General features: G+C 40.4%; 23 protein-coding genes. 6 read left to right on the forward strand and 17 right to left on the reverse strand.

Going from position 1 to position 24,226, the window contains the following annotated elements; genetic code table 11:
- Positions 1-29: 29 nt before the first annotated feature.
- Both glsB and hpf read right to left on the reverse strand, forming a co-directional pair.
- Positions 30-947, reverse strand: coding sequence for a glutaminase B (gene glsB / locus PCIT_RS07275; RefSeq protein WP_010365854.1), 918 nt, complete (start codon positions 945-947; stop codon positions 30-32).
- 96 nt (positions 948-1,043) lie between these two features.
- Entirely contained in the window at positions 1,044-1,400 is a 357-nt protein-coding gene (gene hpf, locus PCIT_RS07280) for a ribosome hibernation-promoting factor, HPF/YfiA family (RefSeq protein WP_010365852.1), read from the reverse strand.
- 424 nt (positions 1,401-1,824) lie between these two features.
- On the opposite strand from hpf, the gene PCIT_RS07285 reads away from it, so the two are divergent.
- Positions 1,825-2,940, forward strand: a complete 1,116-nt coding sequence (locus PCIT_RS07285) for a response regulator (RefSeq protein ID WP_010365850.1) — start codon at positions 1,825-1,827, stop codon at positions 2,938-2,940.
- 18 nt (positions 2,941-2,958) lie between these two features.
- On the opposite strand, the gene PCIT_RS07290 is transcribed toward PCIT_RS07285, so the two are convergent.
- Both PCIT_RS07290 and PCIT_RS07295 read right to left on the reverse strand, forming a co-directional pair.
- Positions 2,959-5,028, reverse strand: a complete 2,070-nt coding sequence (locus PCIT_RS07290; RefSeq protein ID WP_010365848.1) for a winged helix-turn-helix domain-containing protein — start codon at positions 5,026-5,028, stop codon at positions 2,959-2,961.
- 40 nt (positions 5,029-5,068) lie between these two features.
- A complete protein-coding gene (locus PCIT_RS07295; protein ID WP_010365846.1) occupies positions 5,069-6,688 on the reverse strand; it encodes an SUMF1/EgtB/PvdO family nonheme iron enzyme in 1,620 nt (539 codons plus the stop codon).
- Positions 6,689-6,943: 255 nt separating this feature from the next.
- Between PCIT_RS07295 and PCIT_RS07300 the strand changes: the two genes are divergently transcribed.
- A complete protein-coding gene (locus PCIT_RS07300; protein WP_010365844.1) occupies positions 6,944-7,711 on the forward strand; it encodes an HAD-IIB family hydrolase in 768 nt (255 codons plus the stop codon).
- Between the two features lie 61 nt (positions 7,712-7,772).
- On the opposite strand, the gene PCIT_RS07305 is transcribed toward PCIT_RS07300, so the two are convergent.
- A complete protein-coding gene (locus PCIT_RS07305; protein ID WP_010365842.1) occupies positions 7,773-8,150 on the reverse strand; it encodes an MmcQ/YjbR family DNA-binding protein in 378 nt (125 codons plus the stop codon).
- Positions 8,151-8,309: 159 nt separating this feature from the next.
- On the opposite strand from PCIT_RS07305, the gene PCIT_RS07310 reads away from it, so the two are divergent.
- From PCIT_RS07310 to PCIT_RS07320, 3 genes are read left to right on the forward strand one after another with little or no spacing between them, the layout of a single operon-like run.
- Complete coding sequence (locus PCIT_RS07310; RefSeq protein WP_010365840.1) at positions 8,310-8,699, forward strand: BlaI/MecI/CopY family transcriptional regulator; 390 nt, start codon at positions 8,310-8,312, stop codon at positions 8,697-8,699.
- Positions 8,700-8,707: 8 nt separating this feature from the next.
- Positions 8,708-10,036 carry a M23/M56 family metallopeptidase gene (locus tag PCIT_RS07315; protein WP_273541995.1) on the forward strand — a complete coding sequence of 443 codons (1,329 nt, stop codon included), beginning with the start codon at positions 8,708-8,710 and terminating at the stop codon, positions 10,034-10,036.
- 13 nt (positions 10,037-10,049) lie between these two features.
- Entirely contained in the window at positions 10,050-11,333 is a 1,284-nt protein-coding gene (locus PCIT_RS07320) for a M23 family metallopeptidase (RefSeq protein ID WP_010365836.1), read from the forward strand.
- Between the two features lie 245 nt (positions 11,334-11,578).
- On the opposite strand, the gene PCIT_RS07325 is transcribed toward PCIT_RS07320, so the two are convergent.
- On the reverse strand, positions 11,579-11,848 hold the full coding sequence (locus PCIT_RS07325) for a ribbon-helix-helix domain-containing protein (protein WP_010365834.1): 270 nt from the start codon (positions 11,846-11,848) through the stop codon (positions 11,579-11,581).
- Between the two features lie 18 nt (positions 11,849-11,866).
- On the opposite strand from PCIT_RS07325, the gene PCIT_RS07330 reads away from it, so the two are divergent.
- Positions 11,867-12,262 (forward strand): VOC family protein, encoded by a 396-nt coding sequence (locus PCIT_RS07330; protein WP_040696168.1) that lies wholly within the window; start codon positions 11,867-11,869, stop codon positions 12,260-12,262.
- Positions 12,263-12,280: 18 nt separating this feature from the next.
- On the opposite strand, the gene PCIT_RS07335 is transcribed toward PCIT_RS07330, so the two are convergent.
- From PCIT_RS07335 to PCIT_RS07385, 11 genes are all read right to left on the reverse strand, one after another.
- Positions 12,281-13,300, reverse strand: coding sequence for a substrate-binding domain-containing protein (locus tag PCIT_RS07335; RefSeq protein ID WP_010365830.1), 1,020 nt, complete (start codon positions 13,298-13,300; stop codon positions 12,281-12,283).
- Between the two features lie 115 nt (positions 13,301-13,415).
- Positions 13,416-14,126 carry a lipoate--protein ligase family protein gene (locus PCIT_RS07340; protein ID WP_010365828.1) on the reverse strand — a complete coding sequence of 237 codons (711 nt, stop codon included), beginning with the start codon at positions 14,124-14,126 and terminating at the stop codon, positions 13,416-13,418.
- 294 nt (positions 14,127-14,420) lie between these two features.
- Complete coding sequence (locus tag PCIT_RS07345) at positions 14,421-16,436, reverse strand: choice-of-anchor X domain-containing protein (protein ID WP_010365826.1); 2,016 nt, start codon at positions 16,434-16,436, stop codon at positions 14,421-14,423.
- Positions 16,437-16,445: 9 nt separating this feature from the next.
- Positions 16,446-17,939 carry an esterase/lipase family protein gene (locus PCIT_RS07350; protein WP_010365824.1) on the reverse strand — a complete coding sequence of 498 codons (1,494 nt, stop codon included), beginning with the start codon at positions 17,937-17,939 and terminating at the stop codon, positions 16,446-16,448.
- A 346-nt stretch (positions 17,940-18,285) separates the two neighbouring features.
- Positions 18,286-18,603, reverse strand: a complete 318-nt coding sequence (locus PCIT_RS07355) for a hypothetical protein (RefSeq protein ID WP_010365822.1) — start codon at positions 18,601-18,603, stop codon at positions 18,286-18,288.
- Entirely contained in the window at positions 18,600-19,238 is a 639-nt protein-coding gene (locus PCIT_RS07360; RefSeq protein ID WP_010365820.1) for a hypothetical protein, read from the reverse strand. Before PCIT_RS07360 ends, PCIT_RS07355 begins: the two co-directional genes overlap by 4 nt.
- 73 nt (positions 19,239-19,311) lie before the next feature.
- The gene (locus tag PCIT_RS07365) at positions 19,312-20,001 is read right to left on the reverse strand and encodes a PspA/IM30 family protein (protein ID WP_010365818.1); all 690 of its coding nucleotides are present in this window, start codon (positions 19,999-20,001) and stop codon (positions 19,312-19,314) included.
- Between the two features lie 15 nt (positions 20,002-20,016).
- Complete coding sequence (locus PCIT_RS07370) at positions 20,017-20,430, reverse strand: YjfI family protein (RefSeq protein ID WP_010365816.1); 414 nt, start codon at positions 20,428-20,430, stop codon at positions 20,017-20,019.
- 80 nt (positions 20,431-20,510) lie between these two features.
- Entirely contained in the window at positions 20,511-22,244 is a 1,734-nt protein-coding gene (locus PCIT_RS07375) for a polyamine aminopropyltransferase (protein ID WP_010365814.1), read from the reverse strand.
- Positions 22,245-22,247: 3 nt separating this feature from the next.
- A complete protein-coding gene (locus PCIT_RS07380) occupies positions 22,248-23,147 on the reverse strand; it encodes a DUF350 domain-containing protein (RefSeq protein WP_010365812.1) in 900 nt (299 codons plus the stop codon).
- Positions 23,148-23,173: 26 nt separating this feature from the next.
- Positions 23,174-24,130, reverse strand: coding sequence for a hypothetical protein (locus PCIT_RS07385; protein WP_010365811.1), 957 nt, complete (start codon positions 24,128-24,130; stop codon positions 23,174-23,176).
- Between the last annotated feature and the right edge of the window lie 96 nt (positions 24,131-24,226).

Below are 24,226 nucleotides of genomic sequence, written 5' to 3' on the forward strand. Positions count from 1 at the left end.
CCCCAATAAGAAGACATATTGAGCTTAAGTTAAAATATAGCCGTACCGAGTTCTTCACTTAAGAATTCGAGTGCGGCGATACCTGCTACTGAATTCCCAACTTTATCAAGCCCAGGGGAGCATACCGCAACAGTGAATTGATTCGGTAATACCGCAATAATAGCACCCGACACCCCCGATTTACCCGGCATACCTACTCGATAAGCAAAATCTCCGGCTGCATCATATAAGCCGCTGGTAAACAACAGCGAGTTTAATTGCTTGGTTTGTTTAGCACTTAATAGTTGCTGCTTACTTTGTTGACAGTAGCCTTGATTTGATAAATAAGAAAAAGTCTTAGCAAGCTCGAGGCAATCAAGTTCTATGGCGCAATAATTAAAATAAGACCAAAGCACCTCTTCAACTTCATTATTAAAATTCCCGAACGATTTCATCAAATAAGCCATCGCAGCATTTCTATAACGGTGCTCAAACTCAGACTGTGCCACACGTTTGTGTATTTTTACTTTACTATTACCCGATTGTGCACGGTAATGCTCTAACATTGTATGGATTGGAGCGCCTAAGCGTGAATATAGCGCATCACATGTCACAATGGCACCGGCATTAATAAAGGGGTTTCTAGGTACTCCATTTTCAAATTCAAGCTGAGTCAAGGAGTTAAACGCGGTACCTGAAGGCTCTTTGCCAACACGTTGCCATAATTCATCGCCATAGCGCTGCAGTGCCATCGTGAGTGTCATGACCTTCGATACCGATTGCACCGTAAAACGTGCACTCAGATCACCAGCATAGAAGCTTTGCCCATCGGTGGTTTGAATAGCAATAGAAAACTGCCCAAGGGGCTGTTCAGCCAATGCAGGAATATAGTCGGCCACTTTACCTTGAAAACGCAAAGGCTCAATGTGCTCAATGACTCGATCTAATACAGCTTGGTAATCAGTCATAGTTTTCATTTATAAATCAAAAGAAGCTGAGTCTAACATAAAAAAAGGGCCTATCTAGGCCCCTATTCGATGTTTAATTTAGCTATGCGTTAAAGCTTAGCGTAATTCCATTTCTTGGATAATTTCGTGTGCAATTTCCGGTGTCGTACTTACAGGCTTTTCGTGTAGATTTGCTTTCAATTGACCTTTACGGTGCTTAAGTGCGGCATCTAATTTCTTAGCTGCACTGGCAATCGCAGGGTACATTACTTCATTCTCACCTTTTACCGAAATACTCACGCCTGAATAGGTGGTCGTAATTTCAGTGTAATACTTTTTATGTTCGCTACTGATTATAATGTCAATCGACAACAGTGATGGAAAGTGACTCTCTATTTTGGCAAACTTTTCTTGGACGTGGCTTTTCACTGCATCAGTAACATCTACGTGGTGGCCTGAAAGATTAATTTTCATAGGGTATCCTTTTTTTTGCTTACCTCACTAATAGTATTGAGGCCATTTTAAGAATACTCAAGATCAAAATGTAAGATATTTTTAATAAATAGCAAATGTATGACATAGGTCACAAAACAGCGTTACACCTTATTAATAAAAATCATCCAGTTAGTTTTAAATTCGCAATAATCATATCACGTTTATCAGAACAACAAATTTTCATCTGGCAACTATATGGGTCACATAACACCCTAAGTAACCATAGCACTCAGGCCTTATCAAAATAAAACAAATAAGAACAATACATTGAAAGAAGAGCGCGCTTAACTTAAGTCTTTCCTATGAGTGGTTTAAAAGTTGAAATGCAAAGCAATGTGTCATTTTTTCAAGTTTACACTATATTGAAGAAATCTAAGTTCAATATGTTTTTTTGAGAGGGCTTGTGTCTGCACCGCGCATATTAATTATTGATGATGAAAAGTTTTATCGTTCTCTACTCAAAGAAACGTTTACCAACCATACCATTGAGCTAGCGCACTCTGGGGAAGAAGGGATTGAAAAAGCACAGACCTTTCAACCTGATCTGATCCTGCTTGATATCGTCATGACAGGCATATCAGGGTTCGATGTATGTATGCAACTGCGTAACCTAGAGACAATGCAACATACCCCTATTGTATTCATATCGAACCTAACATCGGTCGATGGCCGTATTAAAGCATTTGAAATTGGGGCGAATGACTTCATTTGTAAAACCGTTCACCCTGACGAAATTAAAGTTAAAATTGAGTCCCTATTAAACTCAGAGAAACAACACTTTGCAGCGCTTGAAGTCATTGATGAAACCAGCTCATTGCTTATTGATTTACAAAAGCAGAATGCCTATATGAAAGCAATTAGCTTATTTATGCAAGCTAGCCATTATTGCTCAGATATAAAAGCATTAACTCAAATACTCATGAATACGCTACACGCTCTCAATTTAAAAGCCGTGGTCTACTTTACACTAAATCAAACTGCAGTAAGTACCTCAGACCATGTCGCTAAATTGGAACAAGAGCTACTAAAACACCATAAAGATCTAGAACATATTCATAAGCTAGCGCAAGGTAGTGTGATCTTTAACTGGCGAACCACAGCGCTACTTGCTAAAAATGTGGGCGAACGTACTGATATTATCGCGCACTTAATGGACGCATTAGAAATGGCCATCACACACATAGAACGTCAATCTAGCTTAGTGGCGCAAATACTTTCAATAGAAACACACAACAAAGCGATTCTTGAAAGTATTCAAAACTCTGTTGATGACTCAAAAGTACATTTGAAATCCCAACTATTTGAGTCAGGATTAGTATCTAAGTTTGATTTACAAGATGAAGATGATTTAGACAAACTCATTGCCGATTCAGGTGAGGATTTATATCAACTTATTCATAACTTTAATGGTAATGCCGAGAAGGTAACTGCCTTACTCGGTACCTTAAAAAAACCACCACATGAACTACGTTTTCTCTTTAAAGAAAACCCACAAGATTCTAACAATGTACTGTTTTAAAAACTCCAATGGTTTAACTCACAACGCTGGTACTGCTATACCGACCTGAGCTAAACGCGCTTGACGCCGTTGTAACCAGCTAAGATTGGCATTCGACTCAATAAAAACACGATACTCAGACACCTCTATATTGTGCGTCGTATTTGCAAGCTCTAATAATAATAGGGCACTATTTAAACTGAGCCACAGTGTATGTTGTGTACGGCTAAAATTAAACGCATCTTGCGCTGACAATATTGCCAGGGAAACATCGCCATTTGCTTGATAGTATTGTGCATCTAAGTAAGCCTTTAACGCAGGTTTCTTAACTTGCTCAATCACTGTTTTTGCAGATCTAAAGTTATTTTCTCTTAGATATAGCTTACTTAAGGCTTCAACAGCACTAAAAAAAACCCATTCATTGTCTGGTGTAACCGGCATTCGTAATACTTCATGAAAAAAGTGCTGCTTCTCCTCAGTAGTCGATGCAAACAAAGCAAAGTGGTAAAAGGGCAGCATATAGTGAGAACCATCTAGTTCATATTCTGCCAATAACGTTTTGGCTTGATAAAGGTGATCATAACTGGCTTTATCAAAGCCAAATTTACGCGCCTTAATTGACAACAACGTATATGCTTGAATTTCTTGTACCGGTTTTCTTGCTAAACGCGCTAAGCTGGCTGCTGCATATAAATACGCTTTGACTTTATCATAGTCACGGTTGTCATGAGCCAAATCAGCAAGTGATTTATTCACTTCACTTTGTAAACCATATAGCAAAGTGTCTGAGAATAGCGTATTCGCCTGCTCATAGAGTGCCAGTGCCAGCGCTTGCTCCCCTTTTGTGGCAAATAACGCACCTTTTAGCCACTTGCCATAAGCATAATACAGGGCATGTTGTCGTTCCGTACTTAATGTTAAAAGCTGCTCTATGTAACCATCAGCAGCATCAAACTTGTCTTCATCGATAAACCGTTCAGCTAGTTTTTGTAGCACACTTAAGTTTTGTGGGAACTGGCCATTTAATAACACTAACTCTGCTGAAACATTCGCACTTTGCTGCTGAATAAAATAACGAGAGTTACTCAGTATACGCATTTGTTCGATGACTTTAACACTCAACTCAGTCATATCTTGCGCGTATAAATAACTGACCCATTGCCGTTCATAACCTTGTATTAAAAGCTCAAACATATAAGGCTGAAATAGCTTAGTGGCTTCATTATAATTTTTATAAAGTGTGCCCGAAAACAAAAGCGCCGTGTTATCCTTTTGCAGTGTATGATAAGTCATGTAAGGCGAGTTAAAAAACTGCCCTTCATTCACACGTTCTAGTTTATTGCTCGGTATATTAAATTCACTAATCAGTAATTGATTTAATTGCTCAGTTTCTTGAGCCAATTTTTTATTGCCTTGCAAAGTAAGTGGTAAAAATAGACTATCAAACTGAGAATCAACAAAATGCTTGCCATTAAATACGCTACTTGCTGAAATGTATATAATGAAAAACAAGCTGATACAAAGTATAACCCCAGCATAAACAAACGAATTATAAGAACGCTTCTTATAACTCGCACTCTTATGTTCACCACTTAAAGATGTTGCGTTGCTTAACTTAACTTTTATTTTGTTCGTTGCAGGTCTTGCGCTGGTTAATTCAATAGACGCAGACTCTGGTTCCGTTATTGAATGTACATTCCCTATATCTTCTAAAGGAATATTCCATTGATAACCTTTCTTAGGAAAGGTTCTAATGGCACTTTCACCCAGTAATGCACGTAACTGACTGATGTTTTGAAATATGACTTGTTCTGACACCACTTTGTGTTGCCATACTGCTGCCAGTATTTCCTCTTTACTAAACACCCTTGCAGGCTCACTGATAAGTAAAGTAAGTAACTGTATTTGGGTATGATTCAATGAAACAAACTGCTGTTCTTGGGAAAGTAAACCTTGCTCAACATCAAATTGAAAGTTTAAAAAATTAATCATTATTATTTTATAGCAACTGTCATTAGTTGATAGATTAATCTTTAAATGAGTATTTGCAAACCAAAAATAATCCAACGTTCGCTTTGCTACAGTATAAATAGATGGAAGTTCAAACAATAAGTACGTCCTTATACTTACTGTTTGACAACAATAAAAACTATAAACGCCGTATATCTATCCAATTAACCGACAACCGAGCTTCAAGCGCTTGCAATGACAATGTATGCTCACCTTTAGGTAAGTTGATGTGTACATCTTGGACAACTTGCCACCCTTGCTCAGACGAAGTCGAAAATGACGTAATCACTCGACCATTAAGCTTAACTTCAACACGCTTGCTGCTGCCCGTATGATATACCCTCGGCTTCAAAGCATATTGCCCCGCCGTTGATACATCAATTTTGTACTGTGCTTTCGCCAAGCCTAAGCTTGCAAACACGCGGTCCTCTTTCGCTTCTTGCACTGAGTTCTTAACTTCAATATCAGTACCTTGTGAAAAAGCCTCCCCTTCAATTTTACCTGGTATGGCATGTGTAATATAGGCCGATGTGTCAATAGTTTCGCTGGGTAAGCTCAGCCTATCACCATAATAAGCAACCACAGAATAACGCGCTTTACGCGGTAGAGGGTCTAAGTCTGTAACTCGCCCATTTATACCAGAGCCAACAATAACCTCTTTATGATTATTCAAAAGATCTTGTCTGAACACTTGATATGTTGGCTGTATTTCATCATTGCTTAGCTGCCAACTTAACTCGACTTTCTCTTTAAATTCAGTGAGCTTTACGTCCGTCACTTGCTTTGGATAATTTGCTACTTGTGCATGTACTCGCCTAGCTTTTACGTGTTCTTTTTTAAGCGTGTTCACAAACCAAGTAGAGCCTTCTTGCGACTCAAGCTGTTGTCCAGCGGTATCTCGCACTATCCGAAACCCTTCAATTGCCCCTAAAAAGTCTCGGTTTTTTTGAGAACGCTTCAATACATTTTGAATTCCCCAATGCCAAGCGCCACCCTTAGAAAAAAAGGCCTTGCACTCCTTTCCAGTCTTGGTGACACCTTCACTTTTCAACTTATCGGTATCACTAACATAACAATCTGCCATAATTTCGTTCGCGTTACCCACTAAATCATGCACACCATATTTATCTGCTTTATACATACCAACCATAGCGAGCGTTACCTCTTTATCGCTACAGTTCTCAACATTATAAACTGCAGTGTAAGACGCTCCGTATAATTTTTCAGACATATTTTGAGCATGTAAATCTGCCAAATTAGCCACATCGCATATTTGCTCACGCTTTTTACCCTCTGCTTTTATGTATTCTTGTAATCCGCCACTTTCAATAACATATTGCCACTGGGCTTCAGACAACAAACGATAATCTTTGCCGGTTTTACGTGATAACCACTGCGTATACGCAACGGCATTATCATAGTTAATACATACAACAGGATGAAACTCTGAGAACCGATATATATTATTGTCCCAGCTACCATCTCTCGGACCGCTAAACCACCCTGAATCAATACGATGTGAGCAATTGTTCGCACTTTCGTATCCTGTGTCAGAAATAAATCGGCTATATTCAGCAACGGTCAATTCATATTTAGCCATCTGAAATGCGGGCACCGTGACATCATAACTTTCATCATTTTCGGTTTGTACCGTAAAACTCCCTGCGGGAATACTCGCCATTGGCGGCTCAATTACGTCTGCTGCCCAAACCCGGTTACCATATAGCAGTATCAATGTAGCTAATGTTATTTTTTTCATTCCAGCTCCAATTTACTTTTTTCGAAAAGTTCCAAGGCCACTGTAGGTCGTTACTAACGCAACGTCTTATCAGTTTTATAAAAGTTTCCTATCATATTTATAATAAATAAAATCATAACGTTACAATTTACAAATAGAAAAAAACAGCTTAAAACGACAATTCAATACAGGCTGATTAAATTCAGAATAAACCTTTAGACAATAACCCTGCTTTCATTGCAAAATAGTCCTGATTTGAGATAACCAAGGAGTAACATGAAGGGTATTAAAAACTTTGTTTTCGATTTAGACGGAACACTTATTTTTGAAGGCAAACCTCTCACTAGTGCACTCAGTGACACACTCATAGAATTAGAGGCCGCAGGTATTAATACTTACTTTGCAACAGCTCGCCCATTAAGAGATACGCTACCCGTTTTACCTGAGTATTTTTGGGATCATACCTTAATTGGTTGTAATGGCGCGATGATCAGCAAGCAACAAAAAGTCACCAGTGCTAATGCCTTTAAAAAAGCACAAATAGTACAGTTACTTGAATGGCTAGATGATAAAAATATCGCCTACCTTTATGACGGGCACTATGACTACGCAGTTTCTGATAAACCACATGAATTTCATCAATCGGTGGCAAAATTAGGCACACAACCAAGCTGTAATACCACTTTACGTCAACAGCAAGTCATCAAGCTATTAATACTCGAAGGTCACCATTTCGACGAAATAAATACTTACTGCGAACAACATTTAGATTCGTTCACCTACTACCACCACAGCGGTACTAACTGCTTTGATATTGTCACACAGCACAGTAATAAACTCAGTGCACTACAAGCGTTACAACTGGATTTATCAAAAACCATTTGCTTTGGTAATGATTATAATGATGTTGCAATGTTAAATGCCGCACATAGAGCCGTGGTCGTTGGTGATGGGATCTCTCTATCACGTAACTATACATCAGTTTGCAGAGATACTATTTTAGAGCACTTAACCTCACTGTTGGCGTCGAAAGTAGCATCATAACTAACTCATAAACAATATAAGCAACCTTGCTGTGCCGCTTTGTAAAGAAGTCCATTCTAAGCTAAACATGAACCAAGACAGATGTTTGATCTTTCTTGGTCATTTTACTCACCACCAGCAAAAACGAATTATCAATCATGCGTTCAATTTCACCTTGCGGAATTGAACCGTCTAAAATCACCGTATTCCAATGGCGCTTGTTCATATGATAGCCTGGGATCACGGCTGCAAAAATATCTCGTAAAATGGCGGCCTCATCAGGGTCACATTTTAGATTTACCCACCAGTACGCACTGTTATTTTTACCCATTTTGCCAAGTGCTAACGTTGCAAACATTTTATCTTTTACTTTATATACATCAATGCCTTCACCAAATGGCTGGCTTACACTCGTGAAGGGCTTATCCAGTAAATAACGGTTTAATGCATCGTTTTCCATATTGCTCTCTCCCTCATTAAAAAGGCAAATAAAAATCCATACCCATTTTCATATATTCATACTTAGCATACAGGATTATAAGTCGTAGTAAAAAACACAAACCTGCGACTTGTGTCGCACTTTAAAACTTGATAAGGTGCGACACATGTCGCAAATTTGATGAATCAGCAAACAATGAAACCAAACACCACAGAACTTGAAATCCTTAAATTACTCTGGCAAAAAGAGCCTCGCACCGCGCGTGAGCTTCATGAAGAAATTGCCCAGCAATTTGAATGGAGCTATTCATCAACCCGTAAAACCTTAGAGCGTATGCATGATAAAGGCTTTTTAAGCATCACTCAGCAAGGTAATAAAAAAGCTTTTACTGCAACATTACTAAAAATGCCCACATTGGCACTCTATGCTAACGACTTTGCGAAAAACATTCTTGAAATTGATGGGCCACTACCCATAGCAATGTTCACAGATAGCCGCCTTATCGAGTCTGACGAACTTGATGAGCTACAGTCGCTGCTCGATGACCTTGCTGATGAGGAGAATAAATAATCATGCTGATGACACTTATTCTCAGTATAGGGGCCTGGTTATTTAGCTGCTTAGTGCTTGTTAAGTTGGGGAAATTACTGATGAGAAAAGATAGAGCGCAAGCAAACTTATGGTTTGCACTATTATCTTTATCAATCATCTCTGTACTACCTATTTCCAGTAATTTAGTTGAGCAAGCGATCCCTGAGGTACTACATACCCTGCCTAGCCATGTAGAAAGTGCGGTTGTTTCAGAGCTCACTATCAAAGCGTCTGAGGCCATAGCCATGCTAGACATCATGTTCTATGCGCTATTTACAATCTGGTTCTTAGGTGCTCTGCGTAAAGTATGGTTACTCATCAAGCTGCGACGCCATTTCATACAATTGGTAGATACCGCCCAGCCTTATAAAAGCCATCACAGCTCTCACCCAATGTTCGTTTTACCAATCGATATGTCGCCCTTCGTATTCGGGTTAAGAAACCCCAAAGTCATATTGCCACAATACTTTTTACAGTTAAAAGACCATGAACAACGCGCTTTACTATGCCATGAGCTAACCCATATCTCGTATCAAGATCACATTTCGGTCATGATATGGCGCATGTTGTCTTGCCTATTTTGGTTTAATCCGTTTATACACGAGATGGAGAAAGAGTTTATTCATGCTATGGAGCACCGCTGCGACAGGAAAACAGTGCAACACTTTAAGCTCCCACCACTACAATATGCGCAATCTTTGCTAACATGCTTAAAACGTAGCATGGTTCATCAACACCCACACCAAGGATTCGCACACTTTTCATCTTCGGCACTATCCGTTGACGAATATAAACAAAGACTCACCGATATTGTTAAACCCAAACGAATTTCTCAGGTCTCTGTTACAGTGATCTTATGCGCCGTATCCATAGGTGTGCTATTCACTAAATACATCACTAACCCCGTATTCAACGTCACTCCCCCAGACTGGCAGTACCCCGTAAAAAACATCTCTATTTCATCTCACTTTGGTCATATATCAAAAATACGCAATAACAGACCGCATGGTGGCGTTGATTTTATTGGTAAGGCAGGCACTTCAGTCTATAACGCGGCGCCAGGTAAAGTATTAATTGCTGATGCGACCAGTTTGGCCAGTAAATACGGAAACGTTGTGCTCATACAACACAGCAACGGCTATCAAACCCTTTACTCACATTTAGATGACTTTAACGTCGAGGCTGGAGATTGGCTAAAGCACCATCAAGTGATTGGCTCAATGGGGTCAACCGGTAAAGTCACAGGCGCTCATCTGCACTTTGAAATGCTCAAAAATGGCCAACGAATAGACCCACTATCAAAATATTCTAACTAATTAGTAAAAAATTATGACTTACAAAATGATACTAGTCGCATTCATTGTGACAGCGTTAGGGTGCTCAAAACCTGCCACAGAGATAAATAAAGCCGTCCCATTCACCTCCCAACAAAACGTAAAAGTACGTCAGCAGCAGATCCAAGCGCCGTTAAATAACCAAAAAAATGCGCAAAATCTTACAGCGCATATCATTGAATTTAAAAAGGGTGATACGTTAACGCATTTGTTGCGCCGATTTGGGTTCAACGCCAAAGACGCTATTTTAGTACAACGAGCACTAGGCGATACATTCACGCTCAGTAAATTTAGTGTTGGGCAGCGTATTAAAGTAATGACCTTGAACAATACAATACACTCATTCGCCTTTAGCACCGCATTTAATCTGCATGCACACCTCATCAAACATAATCAAAACTGGCAAGTTGATATTATTCAACCTCAGCTCGCCAGCCGATATCAGCAAAAGCGCATTGTGATAACAAGTAGCTTATTTCTTGCATCTCAGCGCGCAAAGCTACCCACTGATATTATCAATCAAACCATTACAGCTTTATCACATTTAATTGATTTTCAGAGAGAAATTAAAGCCGGCGATACACTTACACTCTACTACAAACAAACATATCTCGAGAGTGATGCGCAACTTAGTCGCCATCATACTCCACCAAGGGAGTTACTCTATGCAGCATTGTCGGGGGTTACGAATAATATTGAAATAACACACTTTAAAAACGCACAGGAACAACAGGCTTTTTATCTACCAGATGGCAAGCTAGCACAAAGTTTTTTAATGAAAACCCCACTCAATGGCGCTCGCCTTTCCTCCACATTTGGTAAACGAAAGCACCCAGTTTTAGGCTACAATCGCCTTCACAAAGGCCTAGATTTTGGTGCGCCAATAGGCACACCGATTATGGCAGCAGGTAATGGCACCATACAAAGTGCAAACTGGGCTGGCAGCTTTGGTAACCGCATTATTATTCGTCATGGGCAAAACTATCAAACACTCTATGCGCACTTGAAAGGTTTTGCAAAAGGCATCAAGCAAGGCGTAAAGGTTCAGCAAGGGCAAATCATCGGCTACCTTGGCAATACAGGGTTATCTCAAGCACGACACCTACACTACGAGGTGCACAAAAATGGTAAAGCCATTAACCCGCTATCGCTAAAGCAACCAAGCCAAACCCAACTGCGTGGCAAACAACTGGCCTTATTTAAACAACATCGCACTTACTTAGCTCAGCAGCTAACTCAGCACTATAATACTGAAATTCAAATAGCCTCCGCACAGTAGCGATTTTACGCAATACACACCTTCATCAAAAAAGTCGAGGATACAATGAGATCTACTTCAATATGAGAAAGTACTTAGTAGCCGTAAATACAAAGGGTTAGATTTAACAGTTACTATATTGGATGGTGCCACACATTATAGCGCGTTTGCCTTACTGTTGACCGATGGATTAATGCGCACGATCCCAAAGCAAAAATAGCGCACGGTTAATCAACAGGTAGTAATGGAGTACTACCTGCTGAACATCAAGATACTTTATGATTCATCACATAAGTGACACAGGTAACACGCAGCATTGACGCGAGGTTTTTTACCTCACCATGACGCTCAATAATTTCTTGATATAACACAGAAATAAACTCAGCAATTGAGCACTGCTGTTGCTGGGCTAACTGCTCCAACAAGTGCCACATTTGGTTTTCCAGCGCCAAGCTAGTCACAACCCCTTGAATTCGTAACGAGCGCTTAGTTGTATCGTAAAGCGATTGGGGTTGAGAGGCATATAATTCACACATACTAACTCCGAGAACAACATGGCAAAAATGATCCACAGTATGATCCGCACAACCGACGCAGACCGCTCAATAAAATTCTACCATGCATTATTTAATTTACACGAAAAGCGCCGTATCGAATTTGACACCTTTTCACTAATTTACTTAGGTAATAACGAAAGTGAGTTTGAGCTTGAATTAACCCATAACTATAACCAAAAAACGCCCTATGAACTTGGTAACGGCTATGGCCACCTCGCTTTTACAACCCCCGAACTTGCGACACTTCATGCTTTAGCAACTCAGCTTAACTACGCACCGAAAGACATCAAAGAATTTTTCAATCAAAACACCAAAGTGGCCAAGTTCTTTTTCATCACAGACCCTGATGGTTACGAAGTTGAAGTCATTGAACAGTCTGATATTTATCGCTAATAAATAGGTATTCGGTTATTAATGATTGATAGTACAGGTATCCGTATTATGACTTTGACAATAGTGAAAATCTAAAAAATAGCGTGTTTGCTTTGGCTGGGTTTTATTCATGATCGCATCATACAATAATTGCGCCCCCCTAAAACCCATCTGAAATGGATTTTGCCCCACATTCTCTGTGGCTAAACCCGCCTTGAGTGCAGCTAACTGTATTTGCTCTGTGTCTGCGGAAATAATAATGGCTTGATGGTTTTGGATCTGCTCTTTATGAGGGGTAAGTCGCGCAATATAGTTCGGGTTAAATTGGGCAAACCCCGCAACGGCTATAAAAACCGGCGGTGTTGGTGATTTGAGCATTGCCAATAATTGGTTTAAAGCATCCTCTCTGCGGCCCATAGTATACAAGGGGCAACGCTCATGCTCCATCCATTTTGTCCCTGTCTCACCTTCTCGTCGTGCCTCATTTTTAAATTCAGCTTTCACACCTTGAATACGCGCACTTAAGTTAGGAGTGGTATGATGACCCGATTGAATACAGTACTTTTGTACTCCACTTTGATTACGATACTTTTTCGCCACACGCCCAAGTGCTTTGCCAAAGTCATAATTATTAGTGCCTACATAAGCCAACCGGTAGGCATGATGCTCAGGTAATAAGTCTGAATCAAAGGTGATCACCGGAATACCTGCCTGCTGTGCCTGTTTAAGCGCGCCGTTAACCAAAAATTTAGAGTCAGTTGTGGAAATTAGCAACCCATCAATGCCTTTTTTAACCAACTCTTCAACTATTAATACTTGCGTTCGAACATCTTGATAGTCATCAGCCCCATCGTAAATGCACTCAAGCGTAGGGTATTCCTTTGCAAAGTGCTCACACCCACGAAATGACTGCTCATAAAAACTATCATTTTTTGTTTTGCCTATCACCGCAATTTTGACACTGGCAAAACAAGGATTGCCACTCACCGCTATTGAGGCAATAAGCATCCAAAATATCTCGACAAAACCCACAACTGGCTTTCTTACCTGTAAGATCATACTCATCCTAGAACGCGACTATACATAATTTTCGATTCAGTGTATTGATGGACTACGACATATTCAGCAGCATAACTTCATTGAGATTAAAACATGTAGCTGCTGTAAAGCAACATTAGACTAACTTACTATCGATAAAAGCGTGTTGAACCCTTTCAAACAACGCCTCTGTCGAAGGTCGCTCTGTAATATGTTCAAATAAAGACGTATGAACAGATGCTTCCACGCGCTCTTGCATTGCGCAGTGCTCATAGCATAGATTCACAGGGCTAATAAGCGCCTCCAACACCGCATCAATTAATATACAAGCTTGCGCCAAAACCACGTGGCCTCCGCCTTTTTTAATTACCACCCGCTGCGCAGTACCTATGATTTTTTTACCATTTATATTTAAATTATAGTCTCCATCACAGTATGAACCCGGTGTAGCGTGAATATGACTTTTGATCCCATACGACGCTAAAAAGTGCGTTAGTACCATACATAAGTTTTCATAAGCCAATACAATCGAATAGGGTTTTGAGTCTGGCCAATTATATAAGTGGGATAAATTGAGCACATTGGCAGTTTGTGGCACAGGTGCTCCGCCCGTTTTTCGTGAAAATAGCTGCCAGCCCATCGCAGATAGCTCATTAATTAGCGACGCAGTTTTAGGCCACTTTCTTCCCGCGGGTAACACTAAAGTTGGGGTGCTCGTTCGCCATAAAATTAAACTTTGCTCAAGCTGATTTGCTTGGTGCAGCTGTAATAGTTCAGCTTCTTTTTCAAACACGTTCTCGACTGAAACATCTGGGTAACGAAGTAACCTAATACGTGACTTTTCCACATAGAGTCCTTGGTATGAAGAGTTAAAAATAAAGCTAGCTTTAAGAGATTCATAAAAGTCATATCTCAAAGCGTCTTCAAGACCAAAATACTATAAATAATCAAATAAAACCATTATAAATAAGCGCTTAGGATTGACGAACGTAACATTCAGAATGTTGCGCCGCCCAGTAGTCAGTAAGCGTAACTTGATATGCAGAAATAGCGAGGTGTGCATCAAACACACCTCGAAATGTACTTCTTCGATCTACATCAGCGATAGCCTATAAAAACGTTCAACTCACACGCCGTAAACTTATTCAGGCGCATAAGTTAAATTAACTTTTACGTCTGTGATCTCAATAAAGTAACTACGCTCATGGGGCGAGGATGTAAATACAATGCCATTATTCTCACTCGGGTTGTCAATCCATGCTTGTAGCAGATTTAGCACGGCTTCCCCTTGTAACGTATAAGTTGCATTATCGCTAGTTGCATTAAATGAAGTTACGTCCGCTTTCCAAGGTGGACAAAGCGTAAATGACTGACAGAAGTGATCATAAGATACATTGCTCATATTCCAAGCTTTATCACCCACACTAAATACATCAATCTGTGTAAATGGAGTGACCAATGAGGAACTGCCTACCACCACATCAATACTGGCATCAATGAGAGTACCTTTGATATGACTCAAATCTAACGAACTCAATACTTCGTAATCATAAGGTATTGAGGCGCCGGCACGAACATAACCACCAACCCGCTTACGCCCTTGTATGACAGGTTGCGTACCTTGCCAGTTATTTCGCTCCAGACCTATCATTTCAAAAGTTAAACTCGTATTTACCTTAGGTATAAAATCTTCTTTCTTATATGCTGGAGTGTGACCTAATTCACCTAGGCGCGCCGAATGGCCCCGCGTATAGACTAACAAAGAATTTAAAGTGTACGGGCCATCATCTTTTTGAAATTTTTCACCCGAAACGGTGAATTCAAAAAAGCTATCGCCTTGCGGTAAGTGCTTACTGAAGCTCACTAAATCAATACGTTTCCCATTAACGCCACTTATATTGACAGATCCGGTGTACGAACCGGCATGTTCAACATACACTGGAAATTGAAATGTCAGGGCCGTAATATAAGCCCCATCGGCAGACATCTCCGGTGTCGTCGTTAAGTCTTTAACTATTTCAATCGCTTCTCTACAAAATTGTATACTCTCAAGTGCTAATTTGCTCTCAAAATGACGCCTTACATTCGCCAAGACATTATCATTTTGTTCTAACTGCAACACATATAATGGCTGTGGTGTTAATATTGCATCGCTTGAAAATGACTTAACAAGGTCTTCTTTTTCATACAAAATACTCACAGTTTGCGCACCTTGACTTAACGCAACTCTTTTTACTTCGCGTATACGCTCAGCACCTGAATAAATACCACTGTTAAAAGCATACTCGCCCGCAGTATGAGCGAATAATTCTACTTTTTGATTAACGTGCAAAACACATCCTGTTTCATCAAGTACAGGCTCTAGTGATACCTTATTAATATCTATACTCGCCGCTCGAACGGTGATCCGTTTACTTGACTCCCTAGTAACAGATACCCCTTCATGAACCACCTGCGCAGTTGCTTTGATGATGTGATCACCCGCACCGCTTGGCATAAATTCCTTACTATAAATTCCATCACCCGCTTGATGGTCTATATCTTGCCCTGTATCAAACGCCTCAAGGTTAATCACCGTATTACTTGGTTCAGTTACCTCAAACATCACACTGCCATTCGTCATTCCAGTTCCGTCATGTGTCAATAACGCAGCCAAAGGGATGGACTCGCCGACGACAAACTCATTCATTGCCATCGCAACGCCAAAGGCAATACTTGTTTGTTGTAACACCTTTGCTATCACAATCGTTTTATAGGTGGCTTCTGGATACGTTAAGACGATTTGCCATACGCCTTGTACAGGGTTGCTCACTGCGGGTAATATCACTGTGGCGCCAGGCAAACCTGGTTGATATTCACTACCAGGAATAATCACTGTCTCAGGATCATTTGGGTTGATAACAGTTTGACCACTGGGCTTAATTAAGCCCACACTCACGCCTTCAATTGGCGCAATTAACTCTAAAGCGAGCGTTTGAGCATGATCAATAACAATTGGAATCGTAGTCTGTGTATGACCGACCTCAATCGCCTGCGTTATCGTCTTATGTGTAGACATATTCAAGGGTACATCGTTATTTGCCGCTGCGACAAAGCATATTGATGCAGTAAGACTTATCAGAAAATACGACACTATCGCTCTGATTGTATTTATCATTGTTATTCCTTAACGTATCGTTTTTATTTTGTTTAAAAAACGTTCTAAATTTTCCCGTGTTTTCATTGTGCTATGGTTCGCACGTACATTACCTAGTGATTGCGCATAACTCGGGTTTGCACTCGCAAGTGTTACAACCACATCATTTTCTTGTGCAGCTGTCGCCGTTGCAGTATAAGTGACTAATGTCACTACTTGACCCGCCCCCATTGAGCCTGGGACAACTATCGTTTCAGTAGACACATAAGCTGCATGACTATAATTACGGAGCACTTGCCAAGCCCTCACTCCAGCCCATCGAGAAAAATAAGGAAACAACCCAACTATATCTGGGTCTTTTTGGATAACTCCATCTTGATCCAAATCAGCATTAGCACCAATAGAGAACGTATTATCAATGTTACCTCGCATACCGGTAGCAACCGCATTTGCCGCAACATCCGTAGTTAAATCTCGAATACCAGGAAGCTGTGGCCCCACAAAAGTGGGTAATGTTAAATAGGCATTCGCGTAACCATGTGGATCCGCTCCGCTGGGGTGGTAACTCGTTGCTGCGTGCTCCATCGCAATAATTGAAAAGTCAGCCGCGACACTGCCTAGGTGAGGTGTAGAAAAGGTTGATAAACTCTCAATTTCAAAGTCCACGCCTTGAGCTTGCATGTTTTGCGTATCGAGCCCGCCTTTACTGTGCGCAATAATATGGACTTTGTCTGCTTTTAGTTCATCCAACAATCCATTGATATGTGTTGCTAATTGTTTCGCATTGCCTGCTGTCGAGCCGTTTTTTCCAACTGAATATCGTTCATATCTGACCCCTAATTCATCAAGCCGAGTGATGACCCCTGGCGCATCATCATCATCCCAAGAGTCACTTTGTGAATTAATACCATGAGCTAAAACAATAGGTGTCGCTACGTCAAATTCCAAGGCAACCCAATCAACAGACATACACCATGAATCTTGAGGGTTTGCTACATCAATATCCACCGTAATTAAATTCGGCTTTAAAAAATCAACCTCTTCAATAGGTACTTCCAATCGAGTTTCAGTCCAACGCCCATTCGTCCCCTGTAATATACCAACCACCTTACCATTGAAAGATACTCTATCTATTTCGGGGTTGCGGCCAGGTACCGACGCATCTGAATCAACATCAAACACCGGCATACTAATTTGTACTTTAGCGCTAATTATTTTTTCATTGATTAATTCATTTACTTTTGAGGGGTCTATTTTACCGTTAACCAATACACTGTCATTGACAACTTTAGGCACTGGTAACTCTATAACGAGTGGACCACCGCTTTTAAATGTGCAACCAGTATCTAGCCCTGGCCCAGAATCAACAACGTAGGTCCCTAACTTTTCTTCAGGAGGGCTAATACCTGAGCCCCCTGAGAGTAGCTGTATTTGCTCTATATCTAGTCCTGTATCAGCAAAGCTTACTGTCGAGCAGCATAATATGAACGGCAGTAATATATTATGCCTTGTGTGAATTTTCATCCCTATATCCTTTTTATGGCATTCCTATCAACATTGCCTTCATATTTGCACTTTAAGATGCTTTATAAATAGCAATGAAACGCACCAGAAAACTAACATTACGAGGATAAAAAACAAACATGTATATTTTCATATTAAAATGAGTTGAAAATATAAAATACCTATAAAACAATAAGGTAAACCCAATGTGAGAATATATAAATCAATTTATGTAGAGAAAAATTCAATTTAATATTCCCGCCTATATACAAAAAGAGAAAACAAACCGAGTTGGAATAGGATAGACTGCGCAAAGAATGAAAGTAGATAATGCGAAGGTGGTGTATTACCTACTTATTTGACTAGCCTAGTTTTTTGAGAACTTTTTAATCAGAATGTCCGCAACTTGCTGTTTCACCGCTCGTTTATCATCAGCTTGCACACCAAAGCGCGCCGCCAATTCAGCAATCTCATCATCATTGAGATTAAACGAAAGTCGCTGCCGCGTCTTTTTAGATTTCACATCTAGCTGTAAAATTTTACGGATCATGTCTGATGGCGTGAGCTCTTCATCAATGGCTTGCTTCTTTATGCTTTTTTGCACGTCACTGGTCAGATCAAAAGCCATTTGCGTTGCGCGAACAGCTTGCTCTTGACGCTGCCATTTAGTGTGCTTATCACTCACGCGCCACTACCTGGAAATAAGTCAACGATATCACTGACTGGACGACTAAGGGTTAACGATACTTCGGTCTCCCCACCTTCCCAAATTTCAATATTAATGCTGTGATTTTCATCATCACTGAGCAATGAAATGATCTCGCATGGCTCGCCAGATTCATCTTGATAGCGTGGTAAGGTCGACTTTCGGTAATCCTTTTCATGGTAATAACACACGTAAGGGGCTTCGCTTTGTTTGTAATTTGTCGCTAAAAAATGACTGTATTGTTCAGGCTTAGTGATCGCCTGTATAGCACTGAGGTGTTCTTCATCAAAAATACGTGCAAATTCATCTAACGTAAAAATCGTGTCTACGTCGTCACGCTGTATCTTTACAGAAAAGTTAGCAAACTCTTCACCATCTTCGCGCTCAACTTGCAAAAAGACAACTTTTCCAGACTCACTTTCAAGTACAAATTCATATTCAGCACTGTGCTGATATTGATATGTTTGCACATCAGTAACTTTAAGTGTTTGACCCTTAAGCCAGCTTGGGTAAGCAAATGAGTCAATGAGTGTCAGCATATCACCAACCACCAATTCACTCGGGTGATTTAGCTGGCGCTCAGGTGCTTTTTTAGATTTAAAAAAACCAAACATAAGAGAACCTTACTTTTATAATGTACTTAAACAAAAAAGGAGGCGTGGGCCTCCTTTTATCATATCGTATTAATTACTGTGCTTGCTTTGCTTTAATACGCTCTAAAATATCGTTACTTTTAGCAGTTGAGCCGATGCCCGCTTCTGCCATTTTTGCTTTTAAGTCAGCCCCAGTTGCAGCGGCTTCTAACTCTTTAGCTGCACCCAATTGGTCTTGTCTGTCTTGTTGGCGTTGCTTAATACGCTCTAATGATTGACGCGCGTTTACCATAGATGAATCATTAGTATTCAATGTGCTGTTAACTGCCATCGTTGCCTTCTGCACGCTTTCAGTGGTTTTAACCATCGTCAGTTGGCGCTGGTTTTCTTTAATTGATTTTTCCGCTTCTTTTACTTGCTGTTTTAGTAAAATCACGTGCTTAGAGAAACCATCAAGTACCACTGCTAACTCTTCTTTTTCAACTTCAAAATCACTGATTTTTTCAGCAATTTCTACCGCAAGCGCTTCATTACCTTGACTTAAAGCTTGGCCTGCATAATCTTCATGCTCAGCGATGCTGCTATCTAGTGCGCTCACTTTACGCTTAGTTTGCATTTCTTTAGCCATCACTTCAGTTAGGCTTTTTTTCGCTTTGGCTAATGCGTTTTGTGCATCTGCAATCTCTTGCTCAAAAATACGAATACCGTTAGCATCGACAATAGACTCGCCAACTTCTCTAGCTCCACCACGTACCGCTGTAAATAATTTTTTTAAAATACTCATAATCAAACTCCAATATTAATCATTTAAGTACATAGTGACAGCATCAAGTGCATCAATCGCATTGTCTGCAAGCGTGACCAATTCATGGGTTATTTCATCAATCGAAGACGAAACAGCCAGCGCACCAAAAATAGCATACTGATCATCAATTTTAGCAAAAGCGCTCAATGGAACAGGTACATTCAGTCTCAATAACGCTTCATTTAATTCAGCCACTAGTTCAGCTTTCACTTCACTTTCTTTAAATAGGTAACTGATGCATACAAGTTGCTCTTCTGTTTGCGTAACAAATATTGGCAATTCATCGTTACCATCAACGATGACCTGTAATACATCTTGCTCGCCTTCATTAGCGATTACGAACGATTCAAATTGTGCACCTTCTGTTTCAAAAGACGCCAGTTTGATTGATAATTCATTTAATTCCATCTTCTATACCTTATTCACTATGACATATTATGTCTGAGTTAAGATTTGCACAGGTGACATATTATGTCAACCCTGCAATTTTAATTTTTATACAATTCGGCTTCGGTTTGCCATGCTTGGCGATAATAATCATACAATACGCCAGTTCCTAACCTGTTGACCTCTATCGCCTTATTGTTCTCAAAAAAAAGATTAGGGAAAGCAAAGGCCGCTTGCAAATAGTCTTGATTAACCCAATTGCTCGGCACCGGGAATTCCGCTATTTGTTTAATTCTTTCACTCGCCGGTTGCCCTGCACGGGTTGCGATCGTCCAACCCCATTGACCAAATGACGGAATATTTTGCTGATATTGCTCAACATGGGTAAAGCCTGCATGTTTGACTGTTTTAGCAATACTAATAAATGCATTTTTAGCATGATAAGGGGAAGTTGATTGAATAGATAACGCCCCATCAGGTGCCAGTAATTGCCTTACGTGATTGTAAAAGTAATCACTATATAACTTATTCAAATCAGGGTGATTTGGGTCTGGTAAATCAATAATGATACTGTCGAACAATCGCCCTTGATCGAGCATTTTTTCAACTTCCAAAAACGCATCCGCCACGATCACCGTGGCTCTGGGATCATTAAGCGCATCATTGTTTAATCCTGAGAGCTTTTCCGTTATATGTGGTAATGCAGGAAATGGCTGCCCTTGTAAACCAAATAATGAAAGCAGTTGCCCATCTAAGTCAATCAATGTGGCTTCTTTTACAGGCCACTTTAATACATCACGTAATGCCAGCCCATCGCCACCACCAATGATCAATACCTTATCATGACGATTTGCAGCCAACATCGCAGGGTAAACCAGCATCGTGTGGTATATTTGCTCATCTGCACTTGAAAACTGTAAGCGTCCATTCAAAAATAAATCATTAATTGGCGCCGTTTGTGTTCTACTCAAACGCTCCGTCACAACCACATGCTGATATTTGGTCGACTCTGAGTAAATCACTTTATCTTTATATAAAACGTTGCTTAAATCTTTCATCCAACTTGAGCCATAGCTCAACAAGATCACAAACAAGCCTAACAATAATAAATGACAAACTAATAACAGTTTGGCGAAGCGTACATGCTGATGATATCGCCATAAAAATATCAACCCAGCCACTATATTGAATAACGCTGTCCAGGCGGCAGCTTGCATGATAGGCAGGGCTAACATGATCATGACCCATATTGCAGCACCAATGCCCGCGCCAATATAATCAGCGCCATAAATAGTACCCGCATTGTTTTCTAAAAAACGGCCATAAACATGCTGGCGAATACGGGCGATTAAGGGAATTTCCATCCCAATAAAAATACCCAGCATCAAACCAAATATATAAGGTAAAAAGCGAGCGACTCCTTGAAAAGACTCAAATACTTGCCCATCTATCACCGCATCGGCAGGTAAGTTATATAAACTAGAAAACGTATGAGGAAGGGTGTAACTGAGCGCAATGATACTGGCGATAATCAAGATACTCGTCATGCCCAATAAGGCTATTAAGCTCTCTAGCCAAGCAAAGGCCGTAAATGGGTCTTTAAACCACCGAGCTAAAAAAGCACCAATGCCCATCGCCACTATCATGGTGCCAATCATGGCATAAATAGCACTTTCCACAGAGCCTAAAATACGCCCAGCATAATGAGAAAGTAGGTATTCATAAATCAGACCACAACCGGCTAAAATAGCCATTACGCTGATCAATAAAATATCGTGACCAAGTAACTTTATGTTACTGGTCACATTCGGTGTATTTGATGTCGTTGATGTCAAACCTTAAGCACCAAGCAACGTTGCCATTGTCATACCGATAGCAAATGAAATTGCCGCAGAAATGGTCGCAACGCCAATATTCTTTTGTCGATTCACTTCGTCAGAAATATCTTTGCCAGCCAAGATTATTTTTATCATCACTAAGTGCAATAAAATAAAGGCCACTAAGCTACCCAATGCTGAAACGCTCCAATAAATTAGACTTGAAGTAATATTATCTGCAACATAGGGGGCAATACCCGTAGCAGCGGTTAACGCTAATGCGCTGCCAATCAAAAAGCCTGAATACCGAATACCCACTGCAATATTGTTATCAAGGATCGCTTGTTGTAAGCAGTCACCACTGCGATTAGTTCGTTTAAACAACTGTACACGATACTGGCTTATTAATAACATACACACATTACCAATAATAAATGCCACCACAACGATAGGTAGCCCATACCAGCCCTCGGTCAACACCCAAATAAGCGCTGAGCGAATAACAATAGCGACACTAATCACATGACCAAAATCAATTAATGCTGCAGTGATATTACCCTTAATAATTTCGTCGTGTAAGTCTACTTTTTGCAATGCCACTTTGTCTTGAAAAAAGTGACCAACCTTGATCAAAATAATACCCACAATGCCATAGCCTGCCATTTGCGTTGCTTCGGCAAGTAAAGTGTCTGCGAACGAACCGCTGGTGATCCCTGTCAGCACGATAGCTAAGCCTGCAAGGCCTGCGGCAAAGCTTAATCCAAATGCAAAGTTGTCTTTTTCAGTTATTTCATCATTGGCGTGTAAGTTTGATACCCACCCTTTTATATATTTTAAACTGACAAACAACGCAATGATCACCATCATGTCTATCAGTAGCGCTTGTAGAGACCAAGCTGTTAATCCATTAATTTGGTACATTTTTTTAAACTCCGCTATCTAATTCGTTACTTGCCTCGGCTCACGCCGCGCGATGTTCTACTTGAGCTATTACGCACTGAGCCAGAACTAGACTTGGCATAACTACTATTTCGAGAGTAGCTACTGCGTGTTGCTGATGAAGGGGTATGGCTACTGCGACTTAACCCAGATGCGCCCGATTTCTTTTTCGCGTAAGGGCTCGTAAATTGCTTACCCTGGCTTTTATATGATTGACGGGTTCGTTGCTCTACCACTGTTTGACGTTGATACTTTTTATAGCTGGTGTATCGCTTGCGGCCATAATCGTTATAGTAACTGTACCGACGGCGTTTACTCCAACCACCATAGTCAACATCTCCCACTAAATCGCCGAGCATACGGTACATGCCATACCACACCCAAAAACTGGTGCCACTTGAATTAGTTTCCCATTGGCCATAGTTGGCATTACCAACTAGTTGATTACCCACATTGGCCTGCCCGTTGTTGGCGGCATCTTCAGCGGCTTTGCTGATTGCGCCAACTCTAGCAAGAGTGCCATTCGACATGTCGGCAAGCACATTAATAGGATCGGTTAATGCATCAGAGTATAAACTACGCGTCGCGGCTTCTTTTAATAACGTTGCTTGGGTAATAATATCGTCACTATTCATATTCGCGGCAGGTGTTTTTAGCTCGCTATAACGTGTTAATAGATTTTTATATAACGGACCCTGCGTAGAAGCGTCTTGCCCTATGAGCTGTGCAATCGCACTAAGTTGGGGGTTTTGTTGACTCAATACCCTGCTGTATTCACTGAGTAATACAGCATTGCGTATTTGTTTTTTCTCAAGCGCATCGCCCAGAGCATTAATCTCTTTAGATGCTTCTTGAAGTGTGTATTTGATTGTTTGTTGAGTCCGCTCTTCTTTCGATTCACAGCCCAGCATTAAGCTAAACAAACAAAACAGACTAATAAGTTTCCAAACTCTAAAATCGGACATTCATTGTCACCTGATCTGCTTTTATACTAAATTCCAGAACACTATTTTACATATATTGCAAAGATAACCAAGCAACTAATTTTAAAAAATAGCATT

It is taken from the genome of Pseudoalteromonas citrea, assembly GCF_000238375.3.
Classification (GTDB): Bacteria; Pseudomonadota; Gammaproteobacteria; order Enterobacterales; family Alteromonadaceae; genus Pseudoalteromonas; species Pseudoalteromonas citrea.